Annotated in this window: 18 protein-coding genes; 6 read left to right on the plus strand and 12 right to left on the minus strand. The window is 72.8% G+C overall.

The features are described from left to right. Positions 1 to 81: 81 nt before the first annotated feature. The 3 genes from ACFYPN_RS22565 to ACFYPN_RS22575 form a co-directional block, all read right to left on the minus strand. Entirely contained in the window at positions 82 to 1,731 is a 1,650-nt protein-coding gene (locus ACFYPN_RS22565) for an ABC-F family ATP-binding cassette domain-containing protein (protein ID WP_358757813.1), read from the minus strand. 84 nt (positions 1,732 to 1,815) lie between these two features. Beyond that, positions 1,816 to 3,453, minus strand: coding sequence for an ABC-F family ATP-binding cassette domain-containing protein (locus tag ACFYPN_RS22570; protein WP_389300491.1), 1,638 nt, complete (start codon positions 3,451 to 3,453; stop codon positions 1,816 to 1,818). A 290-nt stretch (positions 3,454 to 3,743) separates the two neighbouring features. After that, the gene (locus ACFYPN_RS22575) at positions 3,744 to 4,097 is read right to left on the minus strand and encodes an HGxxPAAW family protein (RefSeq protein WP_358757809.1); all 354 of its coding nucleotides are present in this window, start codon (positions 4,095 to 4,097) and stop codon (positions 3,744 to 3,746) included. A gap of 92 nt (positions 4,098 to 4,189) precedes the next feature. Here ACFYPN_RS22575 and ACFYPN_RS22580 point away from each other — a divergent pair, with 92 nt between their 5' ends. Continuing rightward, positions 4,190 to 4,660 (plus strand): MarR family transcriptional regulator, encoded by a 471-nt coding sequence (locus ACFYPN_RS22580; RefSeq protein ID WP_389300495.1) that lies wholly within the window; start codon positions 4,190 to 4,192, stop codon positions 4,658 to 4,660. Positions 4,661 to 4,890: 230 nt separating this feature from the next. On the opposite strand, the gene ACFYPN_RS22585 is transcribed toward ACFYPN_RS22580, so the two are convergent. From ACFYPN_RS22585 to ACFYPN_RS22600, 4 genes are all read right to left on the minus strand, one after another. After that, positions 4,891 to 5,082, minus strand: coding sequence for a DUF6381 family protein (locus tag ACFYPN_RS22585; RefSeq protein WP_358757805.1), 192 nt, complete (start codon positions 5,080 to 5,082; stop codon positions 4,891 to 4,893). A gap of 118 nt (positions 5,083 to 5,200) precedes the next feature. Further along, positions 5,201 to 6,439 carry a DUF4032 domain-containing protein gene (locus tag ACFYPN_RS22590; RefSeq protein WP_358757803.1) on the minus strand — a complete coding sequence of 413 codons (1,239 nt, stop codon included), beginning with the start codon at positions 6,437 to 6,439 and terminating at the stop codon, positions 5,201 to 5,203. A gap of 118 nt (positions 6,440 to 6,557) precedes the next feature. Then, on the minus strand, positions 6,558 to 7,019 hold the full coding sequence (locus ACFYPN_RS22595; protein WP_389300498.1) for a hypothetical protein: 462 nt from the start codon (positions 7,017 to 7,019) through the stop codon (positions 6,558 to 6,560). Positions 7,020 to 7,273: 254 nt separating this feature from the next. After that, positions 7,274 to 10,795 carry a phosphodiester glycosidase family protein gene (locus tag ACFYPN_RS22600; protein WP_389300500.1) on the minus strand — a complete coding sequence of 1,174 codons (3,522 nt, stop codon included), beginning with the start codon at positions 10,793 to 10,795 and terminating at the stop codon, positions 7,274 to 7,276. 274 nt (positions 10,796 to 11,069) lie between these two features. On the opposite strand from ACFYPN_RS22600, the gene ACFYPN_RS22605 reads away from it, so the two are divergent. Continuing rightward, positions 11,070 to 11,552 carry an NUDIX domain-containing protein gene (locus ACFYPN_RS22605; RefSeq protein WP_358757798.1) on the plus strand — a complete coding sequence of 161 codons (483 nt, stop codon included), beginning with the start codon at positions 11,070 to 11,072 and terminating at the stop codon, positions 11,550 to 11,552. 118 nt (positions 11,553 to 11,670) lie between these two features. On the opposite strand, the gene abc-f is transcribed toward ACFYPN_RS22605, so the two are convergent. The 5 genes from abc-f to ACFYPN_RS22630 form a co-directional block, all read right to left on the minus strand. Continuing rightward, entirely contained in the window at positions 11,671 to 13,353 is a 1,683-nt protein-coding gene (gene abc-f / locus ACFYPN_RS22610) for a ribosomal protection-like ABC-F family protein (RefSeq protein ID WP_389300503.1), read from the minus strand. A gap of 566 nt (positions 13,354 to 13,919) precedes the next feature. Beyond that, positions 13,920 to 14,960 carry an NAD(P)-dependent alcohol dehydrogenase gene (locus ACFYPN_RS22615; RefSeq protein ID WP_358757794.1) on the minus strand — a complete coding sequence of 347 codons (1,041 nt, stop codon included), beginning with the start codon at positions 14,958 to 14,960 and terminating at the stop codon, positions 13,920 to 13,922. A 122-nt stretch (positions 14,961 to 15,082) separates the two neighbouring features. Then, positions 15,083 to 15,859 (minus strand): SDR family NAD(P)-dependent oxidoreductase, encoded by a 777-nt coding sequence (locus ACFYPN_RS22620; protein ID WP_389300506.1) that lies wholly within the window; start codon positions 15,857 to 15,859, stop codon positions 15,083 to 15,085. After that, entirely contained in the window at positions 15,849 to 16,526 is a 678-nt protein-coding gene (locus ACFYPN_RS22625) for a TetR family transcriptional regulator (RefSeq protein WP_358757790.1), read from the minus strand. The genes ACFYPN_RS22620 and ACFYPN_RS22625 overlap by 11 nt, the downstream gene beginning before the upstream one ends. Before the next feature lie 237 nt (positions 16,527 to 16,763). Beyond that, on the minus strand, positions 16,764 to 17,567 hold the full coding sequence (locus tag ACFYPN_RS22630) for a GNAT family N-acetyltransferase (RefSeq protein WP_389300509.1): 804 nt from the start codon (positions 17,565 to 17,567) through the stop codon (positions 16,764 to 16,766). Positions 17,568 to 17,953: 386 nt separating this feature from the next. Here ACFYPN_RS22630 and ACFYPN_RS22635 point away from each other — a divergent pair, with 386 nt between their 5' ends. From ACFYPN_RS22635 to ACFYPN_RS22650, 4 genes are all read left to right on the plus strand, one after another. Continuing rightward, positions 17,954 to 18,826 (plus strand): SigB/SigF/SigG family RNA polymerase sigma factor, encoded by an 873-nt coding sequence (locus ACFYPN_RS22635; protein WP_358757786.1) that lies wholly within the window; start codon positions 17,954 to 17,956, stop codon positions 18,824 to 18,826. Between the two features lie 1,184 nt (positions 18,827 to 20,010). After that, on the plus strand, positions 20,011 to 20,181 hold the full coding sequence (locus tag ACFYPN_RS22640; RefSeq protein WP_389300512.1) for a hypothetical protein: 171 nt from the start codon (positions 20,011 to 20,013) through the stop codon (positions 20,179 to 20,181). Positions 20,182 to 20,245: 64 nt separating this feature from the next. Continuing rightward, entirely contained in the window at positions 20,246 to 21,661 is a 1,416-nt protein-coding gene (locus ACFYPN_RS22645; RefSeq protein WP_389300515.1) for a trypsin-like serine protease, read from the plus strand. 497 nt (positions 21,662 to 22,158) lie between these two features. Continuing rightward, positions 22,159 to 23,415: a sulfite oxidase gene (locus ACFYPN_RS22650; protein WP_358757781.1), complete on the plus strand. Its 1,257-nt coding sequence runs from the start codon at positions 22,159 to 22,161 to the stop codon at positions 23,413 to 23,415. Positions 23,416 to 23,493: the final 78 nt, after the last annotated feature.

The following is a 23,493-nucleotide window of genomic DNA, read 5'->3' on the forward strand; positions in this document are numbered from 1 at the left end:
ATCACCACGATTTGTACCCGATCACCAGCCGTCACTCCCGTACTGGCGTCCGGTTTCCGTCGCGGGCGAACGCGGCGTTCCTCACGTCCGCTCCCCCGCCGGAGCCCGCAGGCACAGTTCCGGCCCCGGCCACCGGGACCTGAGCCACCTGTCGTGGCTGGCGACCACGACGCTCCCGGGGCCGGTGCCGAGCGCTTCCTCCAACTCGTCGGCGAGCCGGGGCGAGAGGTGGTTGGTCGGCTCGTCGAGCAGCAGCAGGTCCGGTGGGTCGGCGACGAGCAGGGCGAGGGCGAGCCGACGGCGCTGACCGGCCGACAGTTCCCCGACCCTGCTGTCGAGGTCCCGTGCGGCGAAGAGCCCGAGCGTGGCGAGCGGGACGCTTTCGGCCCGTTCCTCGCCGAGGCCGAGGACGTACGTCTCGGCGACGGTCCGACCGGGTGTCTCGAACACCGTGTCCTGGGCCAGCAGTCCGGTCCGGAGCCCCTCCCGGCGCCGCACCCGGCCGGTGGGCGGCGTCAGTCCGCCCGCCAGGACCGCCAGAAGCGTCGATTTGCCCGCACCGTTCGGGCCGGTCACCAGCAGGCGCCGGCCGGGGTGGAGCTCCAGGCTGTCGAGGCCGAGGCGTCCGGGAACCCTGACGTCCCGGAGGGAGAGGAGCGGGGCGTCGCCCGCGGGTCCGCCCGGTCCGGCCGACTCCTCGTCGGGGGTACGGAAGCGCAACGGCTCCGGCGGTGCGGGAACGCGCTGCCGCTCCAGTTCGCCGAGCCGGCGGGCGGCGTTGCGCACCCGGCGGGCGATCTGGTTCTGGACGCGTCCTCCGGCGTGGCCGTATCCCATCTTCTCGTTGTCGCGCGGCCCCCGGTCCGGGGCGACCCGGTGGGCCGTGACCTCCACCGCGCCGCGCAGGTCGGCGAGTTCCTTCTCCTCCTCCTCGAAGCGGCGCTGCCAGCTCTCCCGGGCGGCCCGCCGCTGGTCCTGGTAGGCGGTGTAGCCACCGCCGTAGTGGACGGGGCCGCGTACGGCGGGATCGAGGTCGATCAGGTCCGTGCAGACGGCATCGAGGAAGGCCCGGTCGTGCCCGGCCACCACCACGGCTCCGGGCATCTCGCAGAGCCGCCGTTCCAGGAACGCGGCGGCCTCGTCGTCCAGGTGGTTGGTGGGTTCGTCGAGGAGGAGCGCGGTGGGCCTGCGGATCAGCAGCGCCGCCAGGGCGAGCCGTCCCCGCTGCCCGCCGGAGAGGGAGCCGAGGACCCGGTCGTGGGCCACGGCCCCGAGGCCGAGGCCGTCGAGCACGAGACCGGCGCGCCGGTCGGCGTCCCACGCCTCGTGCTCCTCGGCCTGCTCCAGGCACTCCGCGTACCGGGCGAGGAGGGCGCGGTGGCCGGGCGTGTCCTCCGCGGTGGCCGCGATCTCCCGGGCGAGCCGGTCGAGCCGGTCGAGATCCGCGCGGGATTCGGCGAGGGCGTCGTCCAGTACGTCCGAGAGGGCTGCCCCGCTCTCGTACGGCATCTCCTGGTGGAGGTATCCGAGGCCGGCGGGGCGCTCGACGGTGCCGGAGTCGGGTTCGTCCACCCCGGCGAGGATTCTCAGCAGGGTGGACTTGCCGGCACCGTTCTCCCCGATCAGGCCGATGCGGCGGCCGGGGGCGGCGGTGAGGGAGACGCCGTCGAGCACCCGGCGCCTCCCGAGCGTGACGACGAGGTCGTGGGCGAGCAGGGCGGGTCGGCTCATGGTGGATCACCTGGGTCCGGTCGGTCACGGTGCCCGCCGGGCAGGGCCTCGGGCGCGGGCGCGGTCGGAGGGAACGCCCGGCGGTCAGTCGTCGCCGGGCGCGTCCGCCTCCGTGAGTCGTCCGTCGCTCAGCCCGAGCCGCCGGTTCACCCCGATCTCCGCGAGGAAGCGTTCGTCGTGGCTGACGACGACGAAGGCCCCCTGGTAGGCGTTGAGCGCGGCCTCCAACTGGCCGACGCTGACCAGGTCGAGGTTGTTGGTGGGTTCGTCCAGCAACAGGAGCTGCGGCGCCGGTTCGGCGTGGAGGACGCAGGCGAGGGTGGCGCGCAGCCGTTCGCCGCCGGAGAGCGCCGACACCGGCAGGTGCGCACGCGTGCCCCTGAAGAGGAAGCGGGCCAGCAGATTCATCCGTTCCGCCTCCGGCAGGGCGGGCGCGAACGCCGCGAAGTTCTCGGCGACGGTCCGCCCGGAGTCGAGCAGGTCGAGGCGTTGGGAGAGGTACGCGATGCGGCCGTCGGCGCGCCGCAGGGTTCCGCTCTCCGGCACCTGCTCGCCCTGGACGATCCGCAACAGGGTGGACTTGCCCGCCCCGTTGGCGCCGGTGAGCGCGATCCGCTCGGGGCCGCGGATCTCCAGGTGCACCCCCTCCCCGCCGAACAGCTCGCGCCCCCCGCGTCGGACCCGGACGCCTTCGCCGAGGAAGACGGTCCGTCCCGCGGGGACGCGGGTCCCGGGCAGTTCCAGGGTGATCCGCTGGTCGTCGCGGAGCGCGCGGCCCGCCTGGTCGAGCCGGGTACGGGCGTCCCCGACGCGGGCGGCGTGCGTACCGTCCGCCTTGGCCGCCGACACCTGGGCGCTGCGCTTCAGTCCGCCCGCCACGATTCTGGGCAGCCCGGCGCTCTTGAGGGTGCGGGCGGCGTTGCTCGACCGGCGTTGGGCGCGTTCGCGCGCCTGCTGCATCTCCCGCTTCTCCCGCTTCACCTCCTGCTCGGCGCTGCGGACGTTCTTCTCGGCGACCTCCTGCTCCGCCCGCACCATTTCCTCGTAGGCGGTGAAGTTGCCTCCGTGGAAACGGACTTCACCCCGGTCGAGCTCGGCGATGCGGTCCATCCGGTCGAGCAGTTCCCGGTCGTGGCTGACCAGGAGCAGGCAGCCGTTCCACTCCTCGATCACGGTGTAGAGCCTCTGGCGCGCGTCGAGGTCGAGGTTGTTGCTCGGCTCGTCGAGGAGGAGGACGTCGGGGCGCTCGAGGAGCTGAGCCGCGATTCCGAGCGAGACGATCCGCCCGCCGCTGAGGGTGTCCAGGGGCTGCGCCAGGGTGACATCTTCGAGGCCGAGGCGGTCGAGTTGGGCCCTGGTGCGTTCCTCGATGTCCCAGTCGTCGCCGATCACGGCGAAGAGGTCCTCGCTGGTGTCGCCGGACTCGATGGCGTCGAGCGCGCGGACCACCGGGGCGACGCCGAGCACTTCTGCCACGGTGAGGCCGCCGGTGAGCGGCAGGTCCTGCGGGAGGTGGCCGAGCACGCCGTCCACCGAGACGGAGCCCCGGGTCGGCCGGTACTCACCGGCGATCAGCTTGAGCAGGGTGCTCTTGCCCGCGCCGTTGGGCGCGACGAGTCCGGTGCGGCCGGCGCCGAGGGTGAAGGAGAGGCCCTGGAAGACGGGGGTGCCGTCGGGCCAGGAGAAGGAGAGGTTCGAGCAGGTGAGGGAGGGGGTGGACATGGGCGTCCTCGTGACGTGATGCGGGCGCGCGTCGAAGCGGTCGCCCGGCGGCGAACAGGGTGGGGGTACGACAACGGAAGCCGTCCCAGCGGCGCGACACGCGCCTGCCGGTGGCCGATCACCTTCGGGTGTCACCCGGAGATGTCGTCGTCACCCTTCACAGCTGCTCTCCTTCATCGATGATCACATCGCTGATCACGTGCCGTCCACGATAACAGCCCCGCCCGGCCGGTGCCGGGAATTTACGGGCGGGGCGTCACGGGGCCCGACCGCCTGGCCGATCCGACGTTTCAGCAGGTCACGGGCGTGGACACCGCTACGGGCACTTCCTCTGCCCGGGTCGTGCGCCGACCGCCCATCCGGCACCCGAGGCAGTCGGGATGTCCGGCGCGGGCTCCGGCATCACGTACGCGCCAACTCCACTCGGCCGGAGGCCGCGGGCCGCCGGGCTTTCCCCAGCCCGCCAGGTGCAGCAGCCAGGTGACGACGCCCGCCGCGAGGGTCACCGCCCCGGACAGCAGCACACCGGGCACGGAAGCCGCGCAGACGGCGGCTCCGGCTCCCGTGACGCCGACGAGAGCGAGGGCCGTTCCGGTCCAGCCCGCCAGGGTGTGGCCGAGGTCGACATCATCGTGTGCGCTCATCGCTTCTCCGGTCCAGGAAAATGGCAGGGGTAGGCTCCGACGAGATATTTCATCTCACGAGCTAAGTAACTTAGATGCTAAGGAGAATGCTCGTGGAGGGCAAACCCCGCCCCGTGGCCTCGGCCGAGCAGGCACTTCAGCGCATGGACCGGTTCGTCGCGTTGAGCTTGGTGGGCCAGAGCGACGTCGCCCAGTCGCTGGGGCTCAACGTCACGGATCTGACCTGCCTCGGGCACATCCTCGGGGCGGGCCCCGGCGCCCTGACCGCAGGCGACCTCGCCGAACGGGCCGACCTGACGACCGGCGCCATCACCGGAGTGCTCAACCGGCTGGAGCGCGCGGGGTTCGCCCGTCGGCAGCCCGACCCAGGGGACCGCCGAAGGGTCCGGATCGTCGCCGACGAATCCGCGGCGGGCCGGGTGGTCGCGGTGTACGAGCCCTTCTACCGGCGGCTGACAGCTCTCTTCGCCGACTACTCGCCCGAGGAGACGGCGGTGCTCGCGGACTGGTTCACCCGCGCCGCGGACGAGATGCGCGCCCACCTCGCGGAGCTGAGGGGCTGAGGGGGCGCAGGGCGGGGGCGCGAAGGACTGAGGGAACACGGCGGGGGCGGGCCGCGCTCCCGAGGGAGATCGTGGGCCCGCGGCCGATGAGCCACGCATGTGCCACACCCGGGGCGCCGGCGGCTCCCCCGCGCGGCCCCGGGGGCCGGTCCGCTCGCGCCGACCCGCCGCGTGCGGATCGGCGCGGCCTGCGGTGGCGGGCGCGCGGAAGGAGCCCCGGGCGGTCCGTCCTACAGCTGCGGGTAGATGTCCCCGCTGCTCATTCCGGACTGCTGCTCGCTGCGGTCCCGCATCTTGCGGGCCTTGTCCGCGAGGCGCTGTCGCTCGTCGGGGTCTTTGGCGCTCTCGGCCGCCTCGCTCAGTTGCCGTGCCTTGTCCCGCATCTGCTGGGCCAGCTTGGCGGGTTCGTCCGCTCCGCTCATCACCACTCCTCGTCCGCTGGGCATCCGACGCTCCCAGCGAAGCAGCAGGACGGGGCCGACGCATCTCGGCGGCCGGTCCGGACCGTCCTGCGCCCGGCCACCGGCCGTCGGCTGCCCGCTACTCCTCGTCGGTCTCCACCGTCGCGGGCGCTTCGGCCCGGGGGGACCTGGTGGCGGTGTAGTCCGCCACCGCCACCTCGAGGCCGATGTCGCGCTGGGCGCGCTCGGAGAGGAACCACCGGTGCTCCAGCAGCTCGTGGTAGAGCTCGGCCGGGTCCATGGAGCCCCGCAGCTCGAGCGGGACGGCACGGACCGTGGGCCGGAACTGGTCGCGGACCCATCGGTGCGCGAGGACCTCGGTACGCGCCCCGAGCGGATCGCCGGGGGCGTAGTCCTCCTGCGTGGCCATCCAGCCTTCGAGGTCGTTGAGGAGCCTGCGCGCCTGGTTCTCCTCGGTGTCGAGGCCGGTCAGGCGCAGCAGCTGGCGCTGGTGGTGGCCGGCGTCGACGACCTTGGGTACAAAGGTGACGGTGTCCCCGTCCGGGGAGTTGACGATCTGCATCTCCGCCACGTCGAAGCCCATCTCGTTGAGCCGGCGCACCCGACGCTCGATGTAGTGGTACTTGCCCGCCGGGTAGACGGAGGTACGGGTCAGCTCCTGCCACAGCGCGGTGTACCGCCGGGAGATCTCGGCGCCGAACGCGATCGGGTCCACCGAGGGGTGCAGCGCTCCGGCGGCCTCCAGGTCGAGCATCTCGCCGCTGATGTTGACGCGGGCGAGGTCGATGTCGTACTCGCGCTGGCCGTCGCTGAGCCGCTCGTGGGTCTCGCCCGTCTCGGCGTCGACGAGGTAGGCGGCGTAGGCGCCCGCGTCCCGCCGGAAGAGGGTGTTGGAGAGCGAGCAGTCGCCCCAGGCGAATCCGACGAGGTGCAGCCGGACGAGCAGTACCGCGAGGGCGTCCATCAGCCGGTGCACGGTGGAAGGGCGCATCGTGGTCTCGAACATCGAGCGGTAGGGCAGCGAGCCGTTGAGGTGCCGGGTGACGAGTACGGGCTCCAGCGGCGCCCCGTCCGCGCCGGTGCGTCCGGTGACGACGGCGAGGGGGTCGACCGCGGGTATCCCGAGCCGGTCGAGCGTGCGGAGCTGGTCGTACTCGCGGACGGCGGGACGTTCGGCGAGTTCCTTGACGGCGATCACGTCGGCCCCGGCGCGGGCGTAGCGCACCACGTGGCGGGAGATGCCGCGCGGCAGCGGCACGAGGTACTTCTCCGGCCACTCCTCCAGCGGCAGGCCCCACGGCAGCTCCAGGAGGAGCGCGGGGTGTTCCGGGTTGGTGGCGCTGATCTGCAAAGCCATGGCTCGCCTCGCTCGAACGGGTGACGGACCACCAGTGTGCGGGACGCCGTCGTACCGGCCGGGGGGCGGGGTGGTGCGGGGGCGCCCGGCCGGTCCCCGCCACTTCCGTGCGGCTCCCCTACCGCTCCTCGGGCCGGGCGCCCGGGCGCGCTGTGTGATCGGGGCGGCCCCGGGTCCTGCGGGCCTCCTTCAGCTCCGCCTCATACAAATGGGTCCGCCCCGCCGCGAGTTCGTCGGTCAGGCGCCGCTCGGTCTCGGCGAAGGGGCGGTAGTAGGTGCGGTCGTACGCCTCGACGATCTGGAAGGTCCAGTGGCCGGGGATGACGTTGCGGCCCACGATCTCCCGCTCCACCAGGTCCGCAGCCCGGTCGTGGCCGGCCTCGCGGAGCAGCCGTACCGCGTCGCCGAGCTGGAAGTCGGCGCCGCCGGTGAGCTGGTGGAACGTGTAGAGGGCGCCCCGGGCGCGCTCGGTGGTCTCCAGCGCCTCCGACAGGGCGCCCAGGGCGCGGACCGTCTCGTCGCTCACTGTGTCGGGCCGGATGTGTGCGGTGTCGGGGTGGTCGGCGTGCTCATCGCTCATGCCCGGTACCTGCCCGGCCCGGAGCCCCGGCAGGGCATGGGGCCGGTCCACCACCCGACCGGGCGAGCCCCGGCCCGGTGCGAACGGCCCCCCGCCCCGCGCCGGAAAGGGCGGTCGTGACGTGCTCGACGCGGGTGAGCCCCGGCGCGGGCACTCGCGGGCGGCGGTGCCTGAGGCGGCCGTCGGGGCGTACGCGTACCGCACGGTGCGGCGGCGGGCGCGGGAGGATTCCCGCGCCCGCCGGGCCGCCCGGGTCAGGCCGCGGGCCGCCCGGTGCCGTCGGCGGCGACCGTGACGCGGGCGGTCCTGGTGACACCGTTCACGGTCACCGCGAGGGTGACGGTGCCCGGCCGCAGGGCGGTCAGCGTGCCGGTGGCCGGGTCCAGGGACGCGACCGGCCGGCCGGAGAGGGAGGCCGACCGGACCGCCTCCCCGATCCTGAGGCCGGGCGACCCCGTCCAGTCGGCGCTCACCGGGAAGGCGACCGGTACCGCACGCGCGCCCTGGACGATCCGGGCGGACACCTCGGCCCTGCCTCCCGCCGGGAGCACGGCGGGGGCGTCGAGGGTGAGGTCGTCCACGTGCGCCCGGGTCTGTACGGAGATCCAGTCGGGGCCGCCCGCCCAGGGCCGTCGCCGGGCGGCCGCCTGTTCGGCGGGCGTCACCCGGTCCGTGCCGACCAGGCTCCAGCCGGTGAACCCGCCCTCGTCGGCGGGGCCGGAGGGGGTCTTGCCCGAGTTGCCGTTGACGAGGTAGGGCACGCCGTCGACGTGCGAGGCGTGGAACACGCCGACGTGCCCGCCGACGAAGGCGGCCCCCTTGCCGGTCGTACGCCGGAATCCGGCGAGCCACTCCTCCACGAGGGCGGCCTCCTTGCGGTCGCCGAGCTGACTGGCCCGCTGCACGGTGGGGTCGCGCGGCGGTACGTGCTCGATCAGCACGACGGCACCGATGTCCGGGTCGGTGGCCGCCGCGGCGAGCTGTTCGCGGAGCTCCCGGATCTGTGCGTATCCGCCGCCCCGCAGGCTGAGACTGGAGGTGTCGAGCGTGACGAAGCGGGTGCCGTCGTGGTCGAACGTACGGTGGGCCGGGCCGAACCGGTCGGTGAAGTCGCCGATCGAGCCGCCCATCACCTCGTGGTTGCCCGGCACGTAGTACCAGGGCAGGTCGTCGCCGAGTTCCTCGTCCAGCATCCGGCGGGCGAAGTCGAGGTCGGCGGGTGAGCCCTCGTCCACGAGGTCGCCGTCGATCACCAGGAAGTCGGGGTGCGCGGCCTTGATCTCGCGCAGGGTGCGCCGGGCCCGGCCGGCGATCTCGCTGTCGGGGTCGCGGGCGACGAACTGCGCGTCGGACATCACCGCGAACCGTGAGTCCCGGCCCTCCGTGACGGCCGCCGAGTCGATCACCGGGTCGTTCACCGGCTCCTGGGCGGGCAGGTCGGCGGCAGGCACCACCTGGGCGACGAGGTCGTCGATCACCACCTCGCCGGTGTACTGCGCGCCCGCGGCGGTCTCCGCCAGATAGAACCGGTACACCGACAGCGGGGTCGGGGCCCCGGCGGGCACGGCGAAGGTGACCTGCCGCCAGCCGGTCCAGGTGACGTACGGGCCGCGGAGCAACTGGTCCGCTCCGGCGGCGTCCTTGAGGTGGAGGGTGGGCCAGGCGCCCTTGCCGTCCCCGTTGATCCAGAGGGTGAAGGACTGGGGCCGACCGGGTACCGCGAGCGGCTGCGGCGGAGCGGCGTAGGCGGCGCGGGTGGCGGTGGCCCGGGTGAAGTCGTAGGTGAGCCTCAGTCCGGTGCCGGTGTGGCCTTCCTCGGTGGCGGTCAGCGAGCCGCTCGCGCGGGCCTGGCTGAACCTCCAGGCGGCCGCGTCCTTGAAGTCGGTGACCGGCTGGGCGGCGAGGCCGACCGTGACGGCCAGGGCGGTGGTGACTCCGTGGACCGAGGCGGTGACGATCCCCGCCGCTCCGGAGCCGGCGCGGGCGGCGACGGTGTAGGACCCCCGGCCGTCGTCGCGCACGTCGAAGAGGTCGCGGTCGTAGTGGAGGGTCACGTCCCGGGGTTCGACGGGGGCGCTGTCGCCGTGGGCGTCGAATCCGACGATCCCGAAGGTTCCGGTGGCGCCTTCGCCGGAGAGGCCGAGGCGCTCGGTGGTGGCCCGGACGCGCGCCAGTTCGCCGAGCACGGTGAGCCGGACCGAGCCCCGGGCCCGCCCGCGCTCGGCGACGACCTCGGTCGTGCCGCCGTGCCGGGCGGTGAAGAGGCCGCGCGCGTCGGTGGTTCCGACTGCCGGGAGAGTGGTCCGCCAACGCGGGGCGCCGGACGCGGGGCCGTACGTGTCGTCGTACCCGGCGGCGGTGAGGGCACGGGTGAGACCGGGGAAGACGCGGTCGGGGTGGCCGCCCGCGACCGGGTCGTCCCCGGGGGCGGCGGCCGGGCTCGTGCGGGTCTCCACCCAGTACCCGGAGAGGGTGCCGCTGCCGTCGGGCACGGTGAGGGCGAGGCCGTTGGCGACGGTGCGTTCGCTGCCGTCCGAAGGACTGTTCTCCACCTGGAGGGCGTCCGTGCCGGGTTCACGCGCCACCAGGGTGGAGGAGCCGCCGCCGTCCAGGTTGAGCGCGCTGAAGGCACCGGCCTCCCTCATCATCCGGCCGAGCTCGGTGAGGGTCACCCCGCCGCTGTCGGCCTGCCTGCCGTCCACGGTCATGACGTGCATGGTGCGGCCGTCGCGGGAGAACCCGACCGCGGTGCGGGGCGCCGCGGTGTTGTTGGCCTCGCCGTCGTGGTTCTGTCCGACGCCGTCCACCACGAGCGGCTCGCGCCCCCCGACGGCTGTGCGCGGAAGCGGTCCGTCGTCGCCGGTCCGCGCCCGGTACGTCAGCTCCACCGGGTCCCCGGGCCGCAGCGCCGTCAGGAGTTCCGCCCCGGCCTCGCGCCCGACGAGCACGGTGGTGTCCTCGGGGACGGGGCCGGCACCGGGTGCCGTGGAGACGGAGACCACCCGGCCGTCCCGTACGACGGCTTCCGCGACCGGCCGCGCCGCGTCCACGGTCAGAGCACGGTCCGCGCCGCCCCAGGCGGAGGTGTACGCGCCCACGGAGCCGACGGGGACGTTGGCCGCGTCGTAGGCACCGAGGGGGTGGTCGCCGGAGGGCAGGGTGAGGGTGCCCTCGAAGTACAGGTCCAGCACCCGCCCGGCGCTCTCCGGGCCGATCCCCACCGCGTGGGAGGAGCCGGTGGCCGGCGAGTGGTCGAGGACGCCGTCCCGGAGGCCGGGTCCTTGCGGTGCGCCGGTCTCGTTGATGTCGAAGAAGTCCGCGTTGACGGCGGCAACGGTGCGGCGGCCCGCTCCGGCGTCGTGCCCGGCCGCCATTTCGGAGACCGTACGCCGGTCGCTGACCTTCCCGGAGGAGAGGTAATCGGCGCGGACGTCCTTGCTCAGGTCCACCGTGAGCGCGTCGACGCGGAGCCACTTGTCGGCTTCGAGCCGGTCGTAGGAGGTGAGGCCGACGCCGGGCGCGACGGGCCGGGAGGCGCGGGCGGTCTCGATGCCGTGATCGTCGACAACGGGGCCGACGGCACTCCCGGCGCCCGCCGGTGCGCTCGCGCCGGGCGGTGCCACCGGTCTCAGGATCTCGGCGGCATCGCGCGGGTGGGGGTCGGGTGTCGTGTCGGCGGCGGCGGGGGCGACGCCCCCCACCGCGACCCCGCAGAGGGTGGCGAACAGCACGAGCGCCCGCGCGGAGCGGACGGCCGGCCCTGGACGTCGACGCACAAGTCCTCCTGCTGAGAGGCGGGTTGGACGGTTCATCAGCGCTGGGGCGAAACATGCCCTCGTGGCGGACAGCATGCCGGGACCGCCCGGGCAGCGCCAGGGGGCGGGAGTGACGGCGGGGACAACAGCGTACGACCGGGGCGCGGCACCACCGGGTGCACGACGCGGCATCGGCGCACGGCGCGCGTCCCGCGGCACGACCGGCCGGTTCCCGGAACGCCCGGAATACCTGAACCGGTGGCGTCGGAGGCGTGATGTACGGAGAATTGACGACATGTCGATGAGCAAGCGCAGTGCGGGAGTCCTTCTCTACCGGACCGGGGACGGGACGGACGGAAGAGGTGTGGAGGTGCTGCTCGGGCACATGGGAGGCCCCTTCTGGGCCGGGCGCGAGGACGCCGCGTGGTCCATCCCCAAGGGCGAGTACGAGCCGGGCGAGGCGGCGGAGACGGCGGCCCGCCGGGAGTTCGAGGAGGAGGTGGGGCTGCGGGTGCCGGACGGGTTCTGGGTTCCGCTGGGCCAGTCCCGGCAGGCGAGCGGCAAGACGGTGACCATCTGGGCGGTGGAGGGTGAGGTGGACCCGGCCGACGCGGTGTACGGCACCTTCTCCATGGAGTGGCCGAGGGGCTCCGGAGTGGTCCAGGAGTTCCCCGAGATCGACCGGGTCGCCTGGTGCACCCCGGAGCAGGCGGCGTCCCGGCTGGTGACCGGTCAGCGAATCTTCGTGGAGCGGCTGCTGGCACACCTGGAGCCGTAGGGGTGTCCGGCGGGGCGCGCCGTGGACGGCGGGCGCGCCCCTCCCGACCGGCGGGCGGTGTCCGGCACGGCTCCGGCGTGTCCGGCGGATCGCCGCCGGGCCCCGCAGCGTGCTTCGGTCACCACTGCGCGACGGCCGTCCTCCGGGCAGCCCCGGCGGGGCGCCCGTCGCGCAGTTCCAGCACGTCCCCCGCGAAGCGGCCGCGGAAAGCGCGGTCGTGGGAGACCACGACGACCGCCCCCTCGTACACGGCGAGTGCCGCTTCCAGCTCCTCGACCAGGTCGAGGGCGATGTGGTTGGTCGGTTCGTCCAGGACGAGTACGTCGGCGGAGCGGGTCACCAGCCGCGCGAGGGCGAGTCTGCGCTGCTGGCCGACGGAGAGGTCGCACACCGCGACACCGAGGTCCTCGGCGCGGAAGAGTCCGAGGGCGAGCAGGTCCCCGGCGTACTCCTCGGGCGTGCCCGGCCTGCCGGCCGCATAGGTGGCGAGGAGCGAGCGGCGGGTCAGCCTGGCCGGCAGCTCCTGGGGGAGATAGCCGACGCGACCGCGCCGGGCGACCGTCCCGGAGTCGGGGGCGAGGTCACCCGCGAGCACCCTGAGCAGGGTGGTTTTGCCCGCGCCGTTCGGGCCGGTGACCAGGAGACGTTGCCCGGGCAGCACGTCGAGCGAGGGCAGGCGCAGCCGCTCCCCCACCGAGACGGACTCCAGCGCGAGCAGGGGCACCGGGGTCCCGATGGCGTCGGGGACATCCGTGGCGTCGGTCGCGAGGGAGAGCCCGGCCGTGAAGCGCAGGGGCTCCGGCGGCGGGGGCACCGGCGCGGCGAGCAGGGCGTCCCGGCGCGTCCGGGCGGCCCTGACCCGGCCGGAGAGTTTGGCGTCGTGCGAGCGGCGGTGTTTGCCGAAGCCCTCCCCCGGGTCCTTGCCGGTGGACCGGACCCGCCGGTCGGCGGCCTCCACCAGCTCCTCGGCGCGCGCGAATTCGGTGAGCCACTCCTGGTGCTCCTGCGCCCATCGGCGCCGCGCCGCGGCCTTCGCCGTCCGGTAGCCGTGCCAGCCGTCGCCGTGGCGGGTGACGGTACGCCGATCCCGGTCCACCTCCAGGACGACGGTGGTGGTGGCTTCCAGGAACGCGCGGTCGTGGGTGACCACCACGAGCGTGCCCCGGTGGGCGCGCAGGTGGTTCTCCAGCCAGCGCACGGCGGACGTGTCGAGGTGGTTGGTCGGCTCGTCGAGCAGGAGCGTCTCCGGTGCGGCGGCCAGCACGCAGGCGAGGGCCAGCCGGGACTGTTCGCCGCCGGAGAGGGTGGCCAGGGGACGGTCGCGGGGCAGGTGCGCAAGTCCGAGACCGTCGAGCGCCGCGTCGGTGCGGGCGTCCGCCTCGTAACCTCCACGATCCTGATAGGTGGTCAGCAGCTCCCCGTAGGAGATGAGTTCGGCTGTTGCGGGAGCGGGACCGGACAGCCGGGCCTCGGCTTCGCGCATGCGGTTTTCCAGGGCGCGGAGTTCGGCGAGGGCGGTGTCGACGGCGTCCCGCACGGTGTGGTGCGGAGCGAGGGCGAGGGTCTGGGCGAGGTGGCCGACACCGTCGGGGAACCGGGTGACGACCTCTCCGGTGTCTGGGGCCTCGGCACCGGACATGAGCCGGAGCAGGGTCGATTTGCCGGAACCGTTCTCGCCGATGACGGCGACGTGTTCACCGGACCCGACGCTGAGGGAGACGTCCGCCAGGACGGTCCTGTCGCCGTAGGCCAGCGTGACGTCCTGGAGGGTGATCTGGGAGCGGTCGCGCGAGGGGGACATGGGTGTCGTTCCTGATGCTTTCGCTGAAGGAGGACCCGGGAGCGCCGCGTCGGGGACGGGCGCGCGGCGGGCGTGGCTGCCGGGTCGGCGGGATGCACCGTGGCAGCGCGCAGGGGGCTGCCACGGTCCTCGCCGGAACGGATCAGCGGAAGCAGTGGTACGAACCCATGGCGCGAGTGTAGAGGAACGGCCGGACGGGCGTCCCTCGCAATGCTGGGCTCTGCCGGGGTCGAGTCGTGCCGGGGGGCCGGGGCCGGCACGACGGGTGACGGCCGCGGCTCCCGTCCGGGTCGACGGTCGAGCGGTGCGGCGGGCGCCGTCCTCCCGTCGTCCCGCCTCCGCGGTGCGCCGGCGCGTACCTCGAGTTCGCTCTGCCGGCCGGGGGCGCCTCCGGCCTGCCTTTCCGGGTCGTGCCCGGCGCCGGCGAGTGGACATGCCGACGCGGGCCGTCGCCGTGGTTCGGCGGCCCGCGTCGGGTGGCGCTGTACGCGTACCGACCGCGCACGAGCGACGAAGAGGCCGGGTCCCGCCCGCCCCGGGGGAGGACGAACAGGACCCGGAGTGTGTCAGCCGTTGGGGAGGATGACGGCCCGGCCGTTGATCTTGCCGTCGTGCAGCCGCTCGTAGGCGAGCGGCGCCTCGTCGATGGAAAACGTCTCGACGTGGACATCGACGGCGCCGGCGTGCGCAAGCTCGATGACCTCGGCGAGCTCCTTGCGGGAGCCCCAGTACGGCGCGGTGACCGAGGTGGCGAACGGCAGCACACCGAAGCCGACGGGCAGGAGACCGCCGCCGATACCGACGATGGTGACGTCGCTGTCGACGGAGGCGACCGCTCCGGCCGTCTTCACGGTCGCGTCGACTCCGACGAAGTCCAGCACGACCTTGGCGCCGGTCCCGCCGGTGAGCTCGCGGACCTTGGCGGCGGCATGCTCGTCGGAGAGGACGGTCTCGTGGGCGCCGACCTTGCGGGCCAGCTCCAGCTTGTCCTCGGTGACGTCGAGGGCGATGACCTTGACGGCGGTCATCGCGCGCAACAGCTGGATGGCGACGTGGCCGAGGCCGCCGGTGCCGATGACGACGGCCGTGGCGCCGGGCGTCAGCTTCGGCAGCGAGCGCTTGATCGCGTGGTAGGGCGTGAGGCCCGCGTCGGTCAGGGAGACGGTCGTGACCGGGTCGAGATCGCCGATCTGGACCAGGTGCCGCGCGTTGTCGACGATCATGTACTCGGCCATGGCGCCGGGGTTGCCGAGTCCGGGCGGCATGATGCCGAGCTCTTCGGCGCGCAGGCAGTAGTTCTCACGGCCCTCGGCGCAGTTCACGCAGGTGCCACAGCCCCAGGGACCGTAGACGGCGACGTTGTCCCCGACCGAGACGCCCTCGGCGCCTTCGCCCAGCTCGACCACGGTTCCGACGCCCTCGTGGCCGAGGGTGAGCGGCAGCGGGTAGGTGAGCTGCTCGGCGGACCAGCTCATCACGGCGATGTCGGAGTGGCAGACCCCGGCGGCGGTGACCTTCAGCAGGATCTGGCCGGGTCCGGGGACGGGCTTCGGTATCTCGACGACCTCGGGTGCCGCGCCGACGGTGCGGTACTGAACTGCCTTCATGTTCTTCCCTCTGTTCTGTACCGGGCTCGCCGCCGGTCCGGCCGGGTCTCGGCCGGTCTCCCGGTGGCGTGCCTCGTTGATCTGTGTCCGGTCACCCCTGGCGTGTCTCCGGGGGAGAGCGGTCAGGAGGCGGAGTAGCCGCCGTCCACCAGGTGGTAGCTGCCGTGGATGAAGGAGGCGCGGTCGGAGAGCAGGAACGCGGCCAGTTCGGCGACCTCCTCCGAGGTACCCAGACGGCCCGCCGGGTGGAGCGAGATCAGGTGGTCGCGCGCCGGGCCCTCGGTGTCGCGCAGCAGCGGGGTGTCGATGAAGCCCGGACCCACGGCGTTGACGCGGATGTTCTGCGCGGCGTACTCCAGGGCCGCCGTCTTGGTCAGACCGACGACGCCGTGCTTGGCGGCGACGTAGGCCGGCGACTGGGCGAAGCCGTTGGTGCCGAGGATGGAGGAGATGTTGACGATGGCGCCGCCGCCGACCTTGAGGAGCTCGGGGATCTCGTAGCGCATCGAGTGGAAGACGCCGCTGAGGTTGGTCGCGACGACGCGGTTCCAGTCCTCGACGGCGTACTCGCCGGTCGGGGCGGCGGGGCCGCCGATGCCGGCGTTGTTCACGGCGAGGTGCAGGGAGCCGAAGGTGTCGACGGCGAACCGGACGCCCGCTTCGACGGAGGCGGGGTCGGTGACGTCCAGACGGACGGCGGCGGCGCGTGCGCCGGTGGCGGTCAGCTCCGCGACGGCCTTGCGGGCGCCCTCCTCGTCGTAGTCGGCGACGACGACCGCCGCGCCGCCGGCCGCGAGGCGCCGCGACAGGGCCAAGCCGATGCCGGAGGCACCGCCGGTGACCAGCGCGACCTTGCCGGTGAATTCCGACGCGTAGGAGGTGGAGAGGTCAGTGCTCATGATGGGGTGCTTCTTTCTGTGGTGCTGCGGTGCGCCGGCCTTGTGGGACCGGGGTCAGGAGGTCCGAGGAAAGGGCGTCGAACGCCTGGACCACGAGGTCGGGCAGGGCGGCCGGGAGGCCGCCGCGGACCCAGGCGGCCTGGGCGGCGAGCAGGGCTCCGGCTCCCGCGGCGACTGCCACCGCGGGACGGAGGTCCTCGCGGGGGTCCACGCCGAGCCGGTCCGCGAGGATGACGATCGACTCCTCCTGGGCGTCCACCCGGATGTGGTGGTACGCCGCGTAGAGGGTCGGTTCCTCCTTGGACAGGACCAGCAGGTCGAAGATCCGGGGACGCAGGTGCCAGGGCCCGGCGGCCGTGTCGTCGAGCCAGTCGAGTACGGCGCGCCGGTAGGCGGTGAGCGGGGGCTCGGCGGCGGGCCGGGCGCGCAGGGCGTCGTTGATGCGGTGGCCGTCGCCGCGTACGGCGTCGAGGACCGCGTCCTCCTTGCTCCGGAAGTACCGGCTGAAGGTACGCCTGTCGACGTCGGCCGCTTCCGCGATCTCCTCGACCGTCACCTCGCGCAGCCCCCGGTCGAGCACGAGCTCGAACGCGGCCCGGGCCAGCGTCTCCCGGGTCTGGCGTGCCTTGCGGCCCCGCCTCTCCGGTTCCTTCTGCTCCGTGGTCATGTTTGCACCGTACACCTAAAAATGTCCCCATGGGACACCTGTCGCGGAGGGACTTTTCCTCCAGGAAAAGAACCTTTTCCTACGGCACCCCGGATCAGTGACGCCGGGAGAGGGGCGCGCGATCAGGCACTCCGCGACCGCGGGCCCGGCCCGGCACACCTCACCCCGGTCGCCTCGGCGGGAATCGACCGGGGCGAGCGGGGCGACCGGGGCGCCCCGGGGCGACCGGGGTGGCGATCAGGCGCCCAGCACCGGGGAGGGCAGGGGCGGGGGAGTCGTCGCGCCCCGGAAGAAGGTCGTACGGCGGAGGCGGAAGCCGAGGGACTCGTAGAGCCGGATCGCCCCGGTGTTCTCGGCCGCGGCGTGCAGGAACGGCGTCTCACCACGCGCCGTGATCACGTGGGCGACGGCCAGGACCAGCCGGGTCGCGAGGCCCTGGCCCCGGACGGACGGGTCGGTGCAGACCGCGCTGATCTCGCTCCAGCCCGTCGGGCGCACCCGTTCCCCCGCCATCGCGACCAGTACCCCGTCCCGCCGGACGCCGAGGTACGTACCGAGTTCGACCGTGCGCGGCAGGAAGGGTCCGGGGCGGGTGCGCTCGACCAGTTCCAGCATCTCCGGCACGTCCTCGGCGCCGAGCCGCACCGCCTCCGGGTACGACTCGGGGCGCAGTCCCTCACCGGTCAACTGGACACCTTCGGCCTCGAAGCCGATCTCCCAGCCCTCGGGCGGCGCCTGCCGGACACCCATGAGCATGACCGGAGCGCCGGGCCCGGCGAGCGCGGCGGCGTCCGCCCAGTCCTTCGCATCCGGCTCCTGCGGCAGGGCGAACCAGGGCGCCATGTCGGCGGGGTAGCGGAGGACGCGGCCGAGCCGTTCGGCGAGGTGCGCCTGGGGGCCGCTCAGCGCCGAGAGGGACGGATTGTCCAGAGGGTGGAACCCATGACCGGAACTCTCCTGCCAAGGAGCCGGAGTGCCCACCGGGCCGCTCCCCCTGCTCGCGGGGGCTCCGCGGTGATCGGTGACGTATGCCTCGGACATGCTTTCCTCGCTCCGGTGTTCCTGGTGGGCGGCCCCGGAGAGTGGCGCCGCATCTGGCGAAAAGCGCCTACGGCGATCCGGTATTCCCCGCTCCGACGGTGGGTGGTGTCACGGACGGAGGAAGCCTGGCCGGTCCGCCTTCCTGCGGTGCCCACCTGTGGCACTCTGGTGGCGACCGCCCCACCGGGCTCCCCCGTACCGGTGGGGCGGTTCCGTACGCCCACGGGCCCGCGGCTCCTCCGGTGAGGGCGGGTCCACGCTGGCAGCAACGCTTCCCGGCCAATTCCGAACTGGTGCCCCGATCAATTTCGCTGACGGCGCATGAGGTTCCGGACCCGGGGAAGGTGCCAGTACCTGAGGGCACTCGACCAGGGGAGCGTGACGGGATGACCGCACACACGGCACGGATCACCAGCACGGAGAGAGCGGAGGTGCTGGAGGGACTTCCGTGGATCGAGGACGCCGGGAAAGTCGCCCCTCAGGACGCACGCCAGCTCTCGCGCGTCTTCTTCGACCGGCTGCAGGAACTGGAAGAGGGCACCCACGCGTACCAGTACGCGCGCAACACGCTGATCGAGATGAACCTCTCGCTGGTCCGCTTCGCCGCCGGCCGGTTCCGCAACCGGGGCAGCGGGGACATGGAGGACATCGTCCAGGTCGGCACCATCGGGCTGATCAAAGCCATCGACCGGTTCGACCTCTCGCGCGAAGTGGAGTTCACCTCCTTCGCCGTGCCGTACATCGTCGGCGAGATCAAGCGGTTCTTCCGTGACACCAGCTGGGCCGTCCACGTGCCCCGGCGGCTCCAGGAGCTGCGGGTCGACCTCGCCAAGGCCAAGGATCTCCTCGCCCTGGAGCTGGACCGCGACCCGACGGTCCAGGAGCTCGCCGACCATCTCCAGCTGACGCCGGAGGAGGTCACGGAGGGCATCGTCGCCTCGAACGGCTACACCGCCGGTTCGCTCGACATGCCCAGCGACAGCGGTGAGTCCGGCCGCCCGCACACGAACGGCCGGACCTTCGCCGACGTACTCGGCGAGCCGGACGCCGCCATGGAGGGCGTGGAGAACCTCCAGGCGCTCGCTCCGCTCATGGGCCAACTGGACGCCCGGGAGCGCCTGATCATCGACATGCGCTTCGGCCAGGAGCTGACTCAGGCCCAGATCGGCGCCGAACTGGGCATCTCCCAGATGCACGTGTCCCGGCTGCTCAGCCGGCTGCTGCGCAAGCTTCGCGCCGGAATGCTGACCGAGGAGTGAACGGGCGCCGGGACACCGGTGGCCCGCCCCTCCACCTGTCGTCGAGCCCTCGATGGATCCTGCCGCCTGATTGATCGGGGCTCCGCCGACCGTGGGGGCATCCGCCCCGGGCGGCGGGGCCACCATGGGGACGAGCAGCACAGCCGCGGCAACGGCACACGAACGCGGTTACCACCCAGCCCCGGAGAAGCCGATCCGGTTGGCTCGCAACGGGATCCAGCACCCGTTCACCATGCCCATGACCGGCGTCCGCCCAAGGTGGATTTCGGCACTTCCGCTTGCCCCGACTCCCCGGGGACAGCTCTTGCCCGGGCCACCGGCGACACAGGTCGCGGTGCGGCCCGCCGGATCGGCTCCCGGTCACCCTCCAGCTGCGGTCGTGCGGAGGCCGATATCCGGGCGACCGAGGCGTTTTCCGGCCGCGTCGTAAGGCCGAGCGACGGCTAAGGAAACCATCCGGCCCTCAGGGGTCGTCCCGCATTTACTGGCGGGTGCGCGACCACGCACGTGCGGCCGGAAAAATGCCCTCCGACCGCACCTCCATGGACCGCCTCTTCGCACCCTCGACTCACCCACGCGCCGTGCAGCACATGCGAACGATCTGCCCGGCCGTGGACACGGAGGGGTGCGGAAACGCGAAGGGATGCAGGGATATGGGGACATGGGGACAGAGGACACAGGGAGACCCGACGGGGTTCTTTCTTTCCCGTTCCTTTGTGGGCTCTTGAGTGAGGGGCGCACAACCCTCCCCATGCTATGACCTATGTCACGCGCCGCCTCCGAGAGCCGCCCCCTATACCCAGTTTGGCCAGTTGATACGGGCACCCAAAGAGGATTCCATTGCCCGGCCGCCTCCGTTCGGATCTCCTGGGCCGCTGGGCCCGCGTGACGAGCTACGGAGGCGGCGGAGGGCAAAGTCATAGGAATGTGCTCATCCGTAGCGGTTCGACCGAATCCATTCCCCTGGGATTCGTTCCGTCCCCCATGACGGGCGGCGTCGGCCCTCGCTCCCCTCACCGAAGCGACGAGAAGGGGACAGCGATGAAGGCAGGACCCGCACGGGGCCGTATGGCGAAGGCGAAGCCCTTCCTGCGTACCGTCTCGGCAGCCGACGCCCTCCGCCGGCCCGCACCGGTCGGCGGAGGGTCTGCGCACCCGTCCGCACCCACAGGATCTGCCTGCGGGTGACGGGCAACGCCGGTCGGCTCACCCGGGAGGCCTCGCAGAAGGTCCTTGCCGGGGTGGGCGGGAGTTTCGCTCCCTCCGGCCGCGATGTCGTGCTGGTGAAGATCGGTACGACCAAGCAGAGACAGGCGCAGGCTCCTTGCACCAGAGCCCTGCACGGCAGGCAATGAGTTCCTCATCAGCTCCTCTGCAGTGGCCACCGGCCGCGCAGACCTCGCATCAAGGATTCTCGTCATGCAGCTCACCAGACCTGTGCGCGCCGCACTGGCCGCCGCCCTGATCGGCGGGCCACTGGCGCTCAGCGCGCCGTCCGCGGACGCCGTCACGGGCCCTGCGGCCACCGATGCCACCTACTCCTATGCCGTACGCCTCGCCATCGGCGATGGTGCACGGGCCTGCTCAGGAGCGTTGGTGGACGCCCGGTGGGTCCTCACCGCCGCGTCCTGCTTCGTGGACGACCCCACCTCGGGCGCCGTGCCCGCTGCGGGCACGCCGGCCGAGAAGACCGTCGCCACGATCGGCCGTGGCGACCTGACCACCACCAGCGGTCTGGTCACCGACATCACCGAACTCGTCCCCTACCAGGGGCGCGATCTGGTCCTGGCCCGCCTGGCACAGCCCACCACCGGAATCGCCGGGATCACCCCGATCCCGTTCGCGGCCACCGCGCCCACCGCCGGGGAGACCCTGACGGCCGCCGGGTTCGGCCGCACGAAGACCGAGTGGTCACCGCTCGCGCTGCACACCGGCGCGTTCGTGGTGGATTCCGCCCAGGACGGTCACGTGGCCATCACCGGGCAGGACACCGCGATCTGCGCCGGCGACGCCGGTGGGCCACTGATCCGCCCGAAAGACGGCAAGCCCGAACTGGTGGGTATCAACTCCCTCTCTTGGCAGGGGGGTTGCTACGGGCAGGACGCGACCGAGACCCGCACCGGCGCGCTCTCCTCGCGCGTGGACGACAGCGGTGTGCATGACTGGGCGCAGGAGGCCCGCGAGCGCCCGCGCGAAGTGGTGACACCGGCCGATGTCACCGGGGACGGCCGTGCCGATCTGGTCATCCAGGGCAGTGACGGCACCATCACGGTGCGCACCGCGAAGGCGGCCCCCTCCGGCAGCCCCTCGCTCCGCTTCGACGCGGGTGTCCGCTGGAGTTCGGGCTGGGCCAACTACCTCGGCCAAGCGGGTCAGGGACGCCTCTACTTCGCCGACATCAACGGCGACAAGAAGGCGGACCTGATCGTCCACGGCACCGACGGCAAGGTCTCCGTCCGCCTCAACACCGGCACTTACTTCAACGGCGGCACCGACTGGACCTCGGGCTGGGCCAACTACCTCGGCCAGACAGGCCAGGGACGCCTCTACTTCGCCGACATCAACGCAGACGGCAGAGCAGACCTGATCGTCCACGGCACCGACGGCAAGGTCTCCGTCCGCCTCAACACCGGCACCTACTTCAACGGCGGCACCGACTGGACCTCGGGCTGGGCCAACTACCTCGGCCAGACAGGCCAAGGGCGCCTCTACTTCGCCGACATCAACGCAGACGGCAGAGCAGACCTGATCGTCCACAGTACCGACGGCAAGGTGGGCACGCGCATCAACACCGGTACGTACTTCCAGATCGCCCCGGGTGACGACTGGGTCTGACAGGCCCGGCAGCCGACCCGGGCCCCGGAGAAGCCGCCGCCCCGTTCGACCACGAGGGCGAGTCCGATCGAGCGGGGCGACGGTTGTCCTCGCCGCCGGCCCTCCCCTGACCGAGCCCGCGGCGGCGGAACCCGGTGCCAAGGCGCCTCTCCCTACAGGTTCTCGTACCGGGCCGTTTCCCCTTCACGGGCCACACCATCGCGATGCTCCACATCTGTCCGGCCGTTGATCGACCTCTTCACCCGTGACGGCCCGCCGGTTTCCTCGGCGGGCCGTCCTTGGCCGAGGGAGATTCGCGTACCTCACCCATTCCTGTGCTCCACAACCCCCTCGGTACACCGGGCGGTCCGAGTGTTGCCGCCGCATTGCAGGTTCGTGGCAGGACACGCGTCCACCTTCCCGGCTGCCGCCCCACGCCCTACCGTCCGTAACCGGCCTGCGGAAACGCCCTGTTCGTGCGACTTCCGCCTCTCCCCCTCGCCTTCCCAGGAGTACCCATGGTTTCCGGACCACCCTCCGAGTCCGCGTACGACCGGATGCGCATGCGTCAGTGGGCCGGTGGCGGGGCCCGGTCCGCCGGGATCGACCGGCGTGATCTGCTGAGACTGATGGCCGCCGCCTCCGTGGCCGTGCCGCTGGTCGCGGCCGCCACGCCCGCGCACGCGGCACCGTCGCTGCCCGGCGTGGTGAAGCCGCTGCCCGCCGACCTGTTCACGATCCGGGGCACCAACGCGGAGACCAACTTCGCCGCACTGCGGACGACGGGAGTGCTCACTCCCACGGACCGCTTCTTCGTGCGGAACCACACCGCGACCCCCCGCATCGAGGCGGCCGACTGGAAGCTGACCGTCTGGGGCGACGGACTGACCGGCGGCCCGGTGGACTTCTCCTACGACGCTCTGCGCGCCCTGCCGTCCGTCACCCGGACCGCGTTCGTCGAGTGCGCGGGCAACGGCCGCAGTTTCTACACCTCCCAGCAGAACCAGCAGGTCAGCGGCACGGCGTGGACACTCGGCGCGATCGGGACCGCGCGCTGGCGCGGGGTGCCGCTGCGTACCGTGCTGCACCGTGCGGGCATCGGCCGGCACGCCGTCGACGTGCTGCCGCGCGGCCTGGACGCGGAGGTCGTGACCGACGGGACGAATCTGGGACGGGTACGCCGGCCGCTGCCGGTGTCCAAGGCGTTGGATGACGTCCTGCTCGCCTACGAGATGAACGGGGAGCCGCTTTTGCCGGACCACGGTTTCCCGGTACGGCTCGTCGTGCCCTCGTGGGTGGGGATCGCCAACATCAAGTGGGTGGGCGACATCGAGGTGAGCGCCGAGCCGCTGGTGTCCCCGTGGAACACCACCCTCTACCGGCTGTTCGGACCCGGTTATCCGGCGGAGGGCAGCGCGCCGCTGACGCGGCAGACGCTCAAGAGCGCCTTCGAGCTTCCGCTCGGCGCGTCCTTCCCCGCGCACCGGCCGGTCCGTCTGACGGGACGGTCCTGGTCGGGTGGCGCTCCGGTCCGGTCCGTGGAGGTCAGCACGGACGGCGGCATCCGCTGGCAGCGGGCCCGGCTGCGCGACGAGCCGCGCGCGGGGAGCTGGGTGCGCTGGTCGGCCCCGTGGGTGCCGGACCGCACCGGGCCGGGTGTCCTGCTGGCGCGGGCCACGGACGTCTCCGGCCGGACCCAGCCGGAGACCACCGCGCACAACACGCAGGGGTACCTCTTCGATGCCGTGGTCCGCCACCCGGTGACGGTGGTCTGAGGACTGGGCCCGGCGGATCCTCATCCGCCGGCGCCTCCGGGGCCACCGCCCGGACCGCCCTGCTCGCGTTCCTGGTGG

Origin of the sequence: Streptomyces sp. NPDC005576, assembly GCF_042871745.1 — a bacterium.
Taxonomy (GTDB): Bacteria; Actinomycetota; Actinomycetes; order Streptomycetales; family Streptomycetaceae; genus Streptomyces.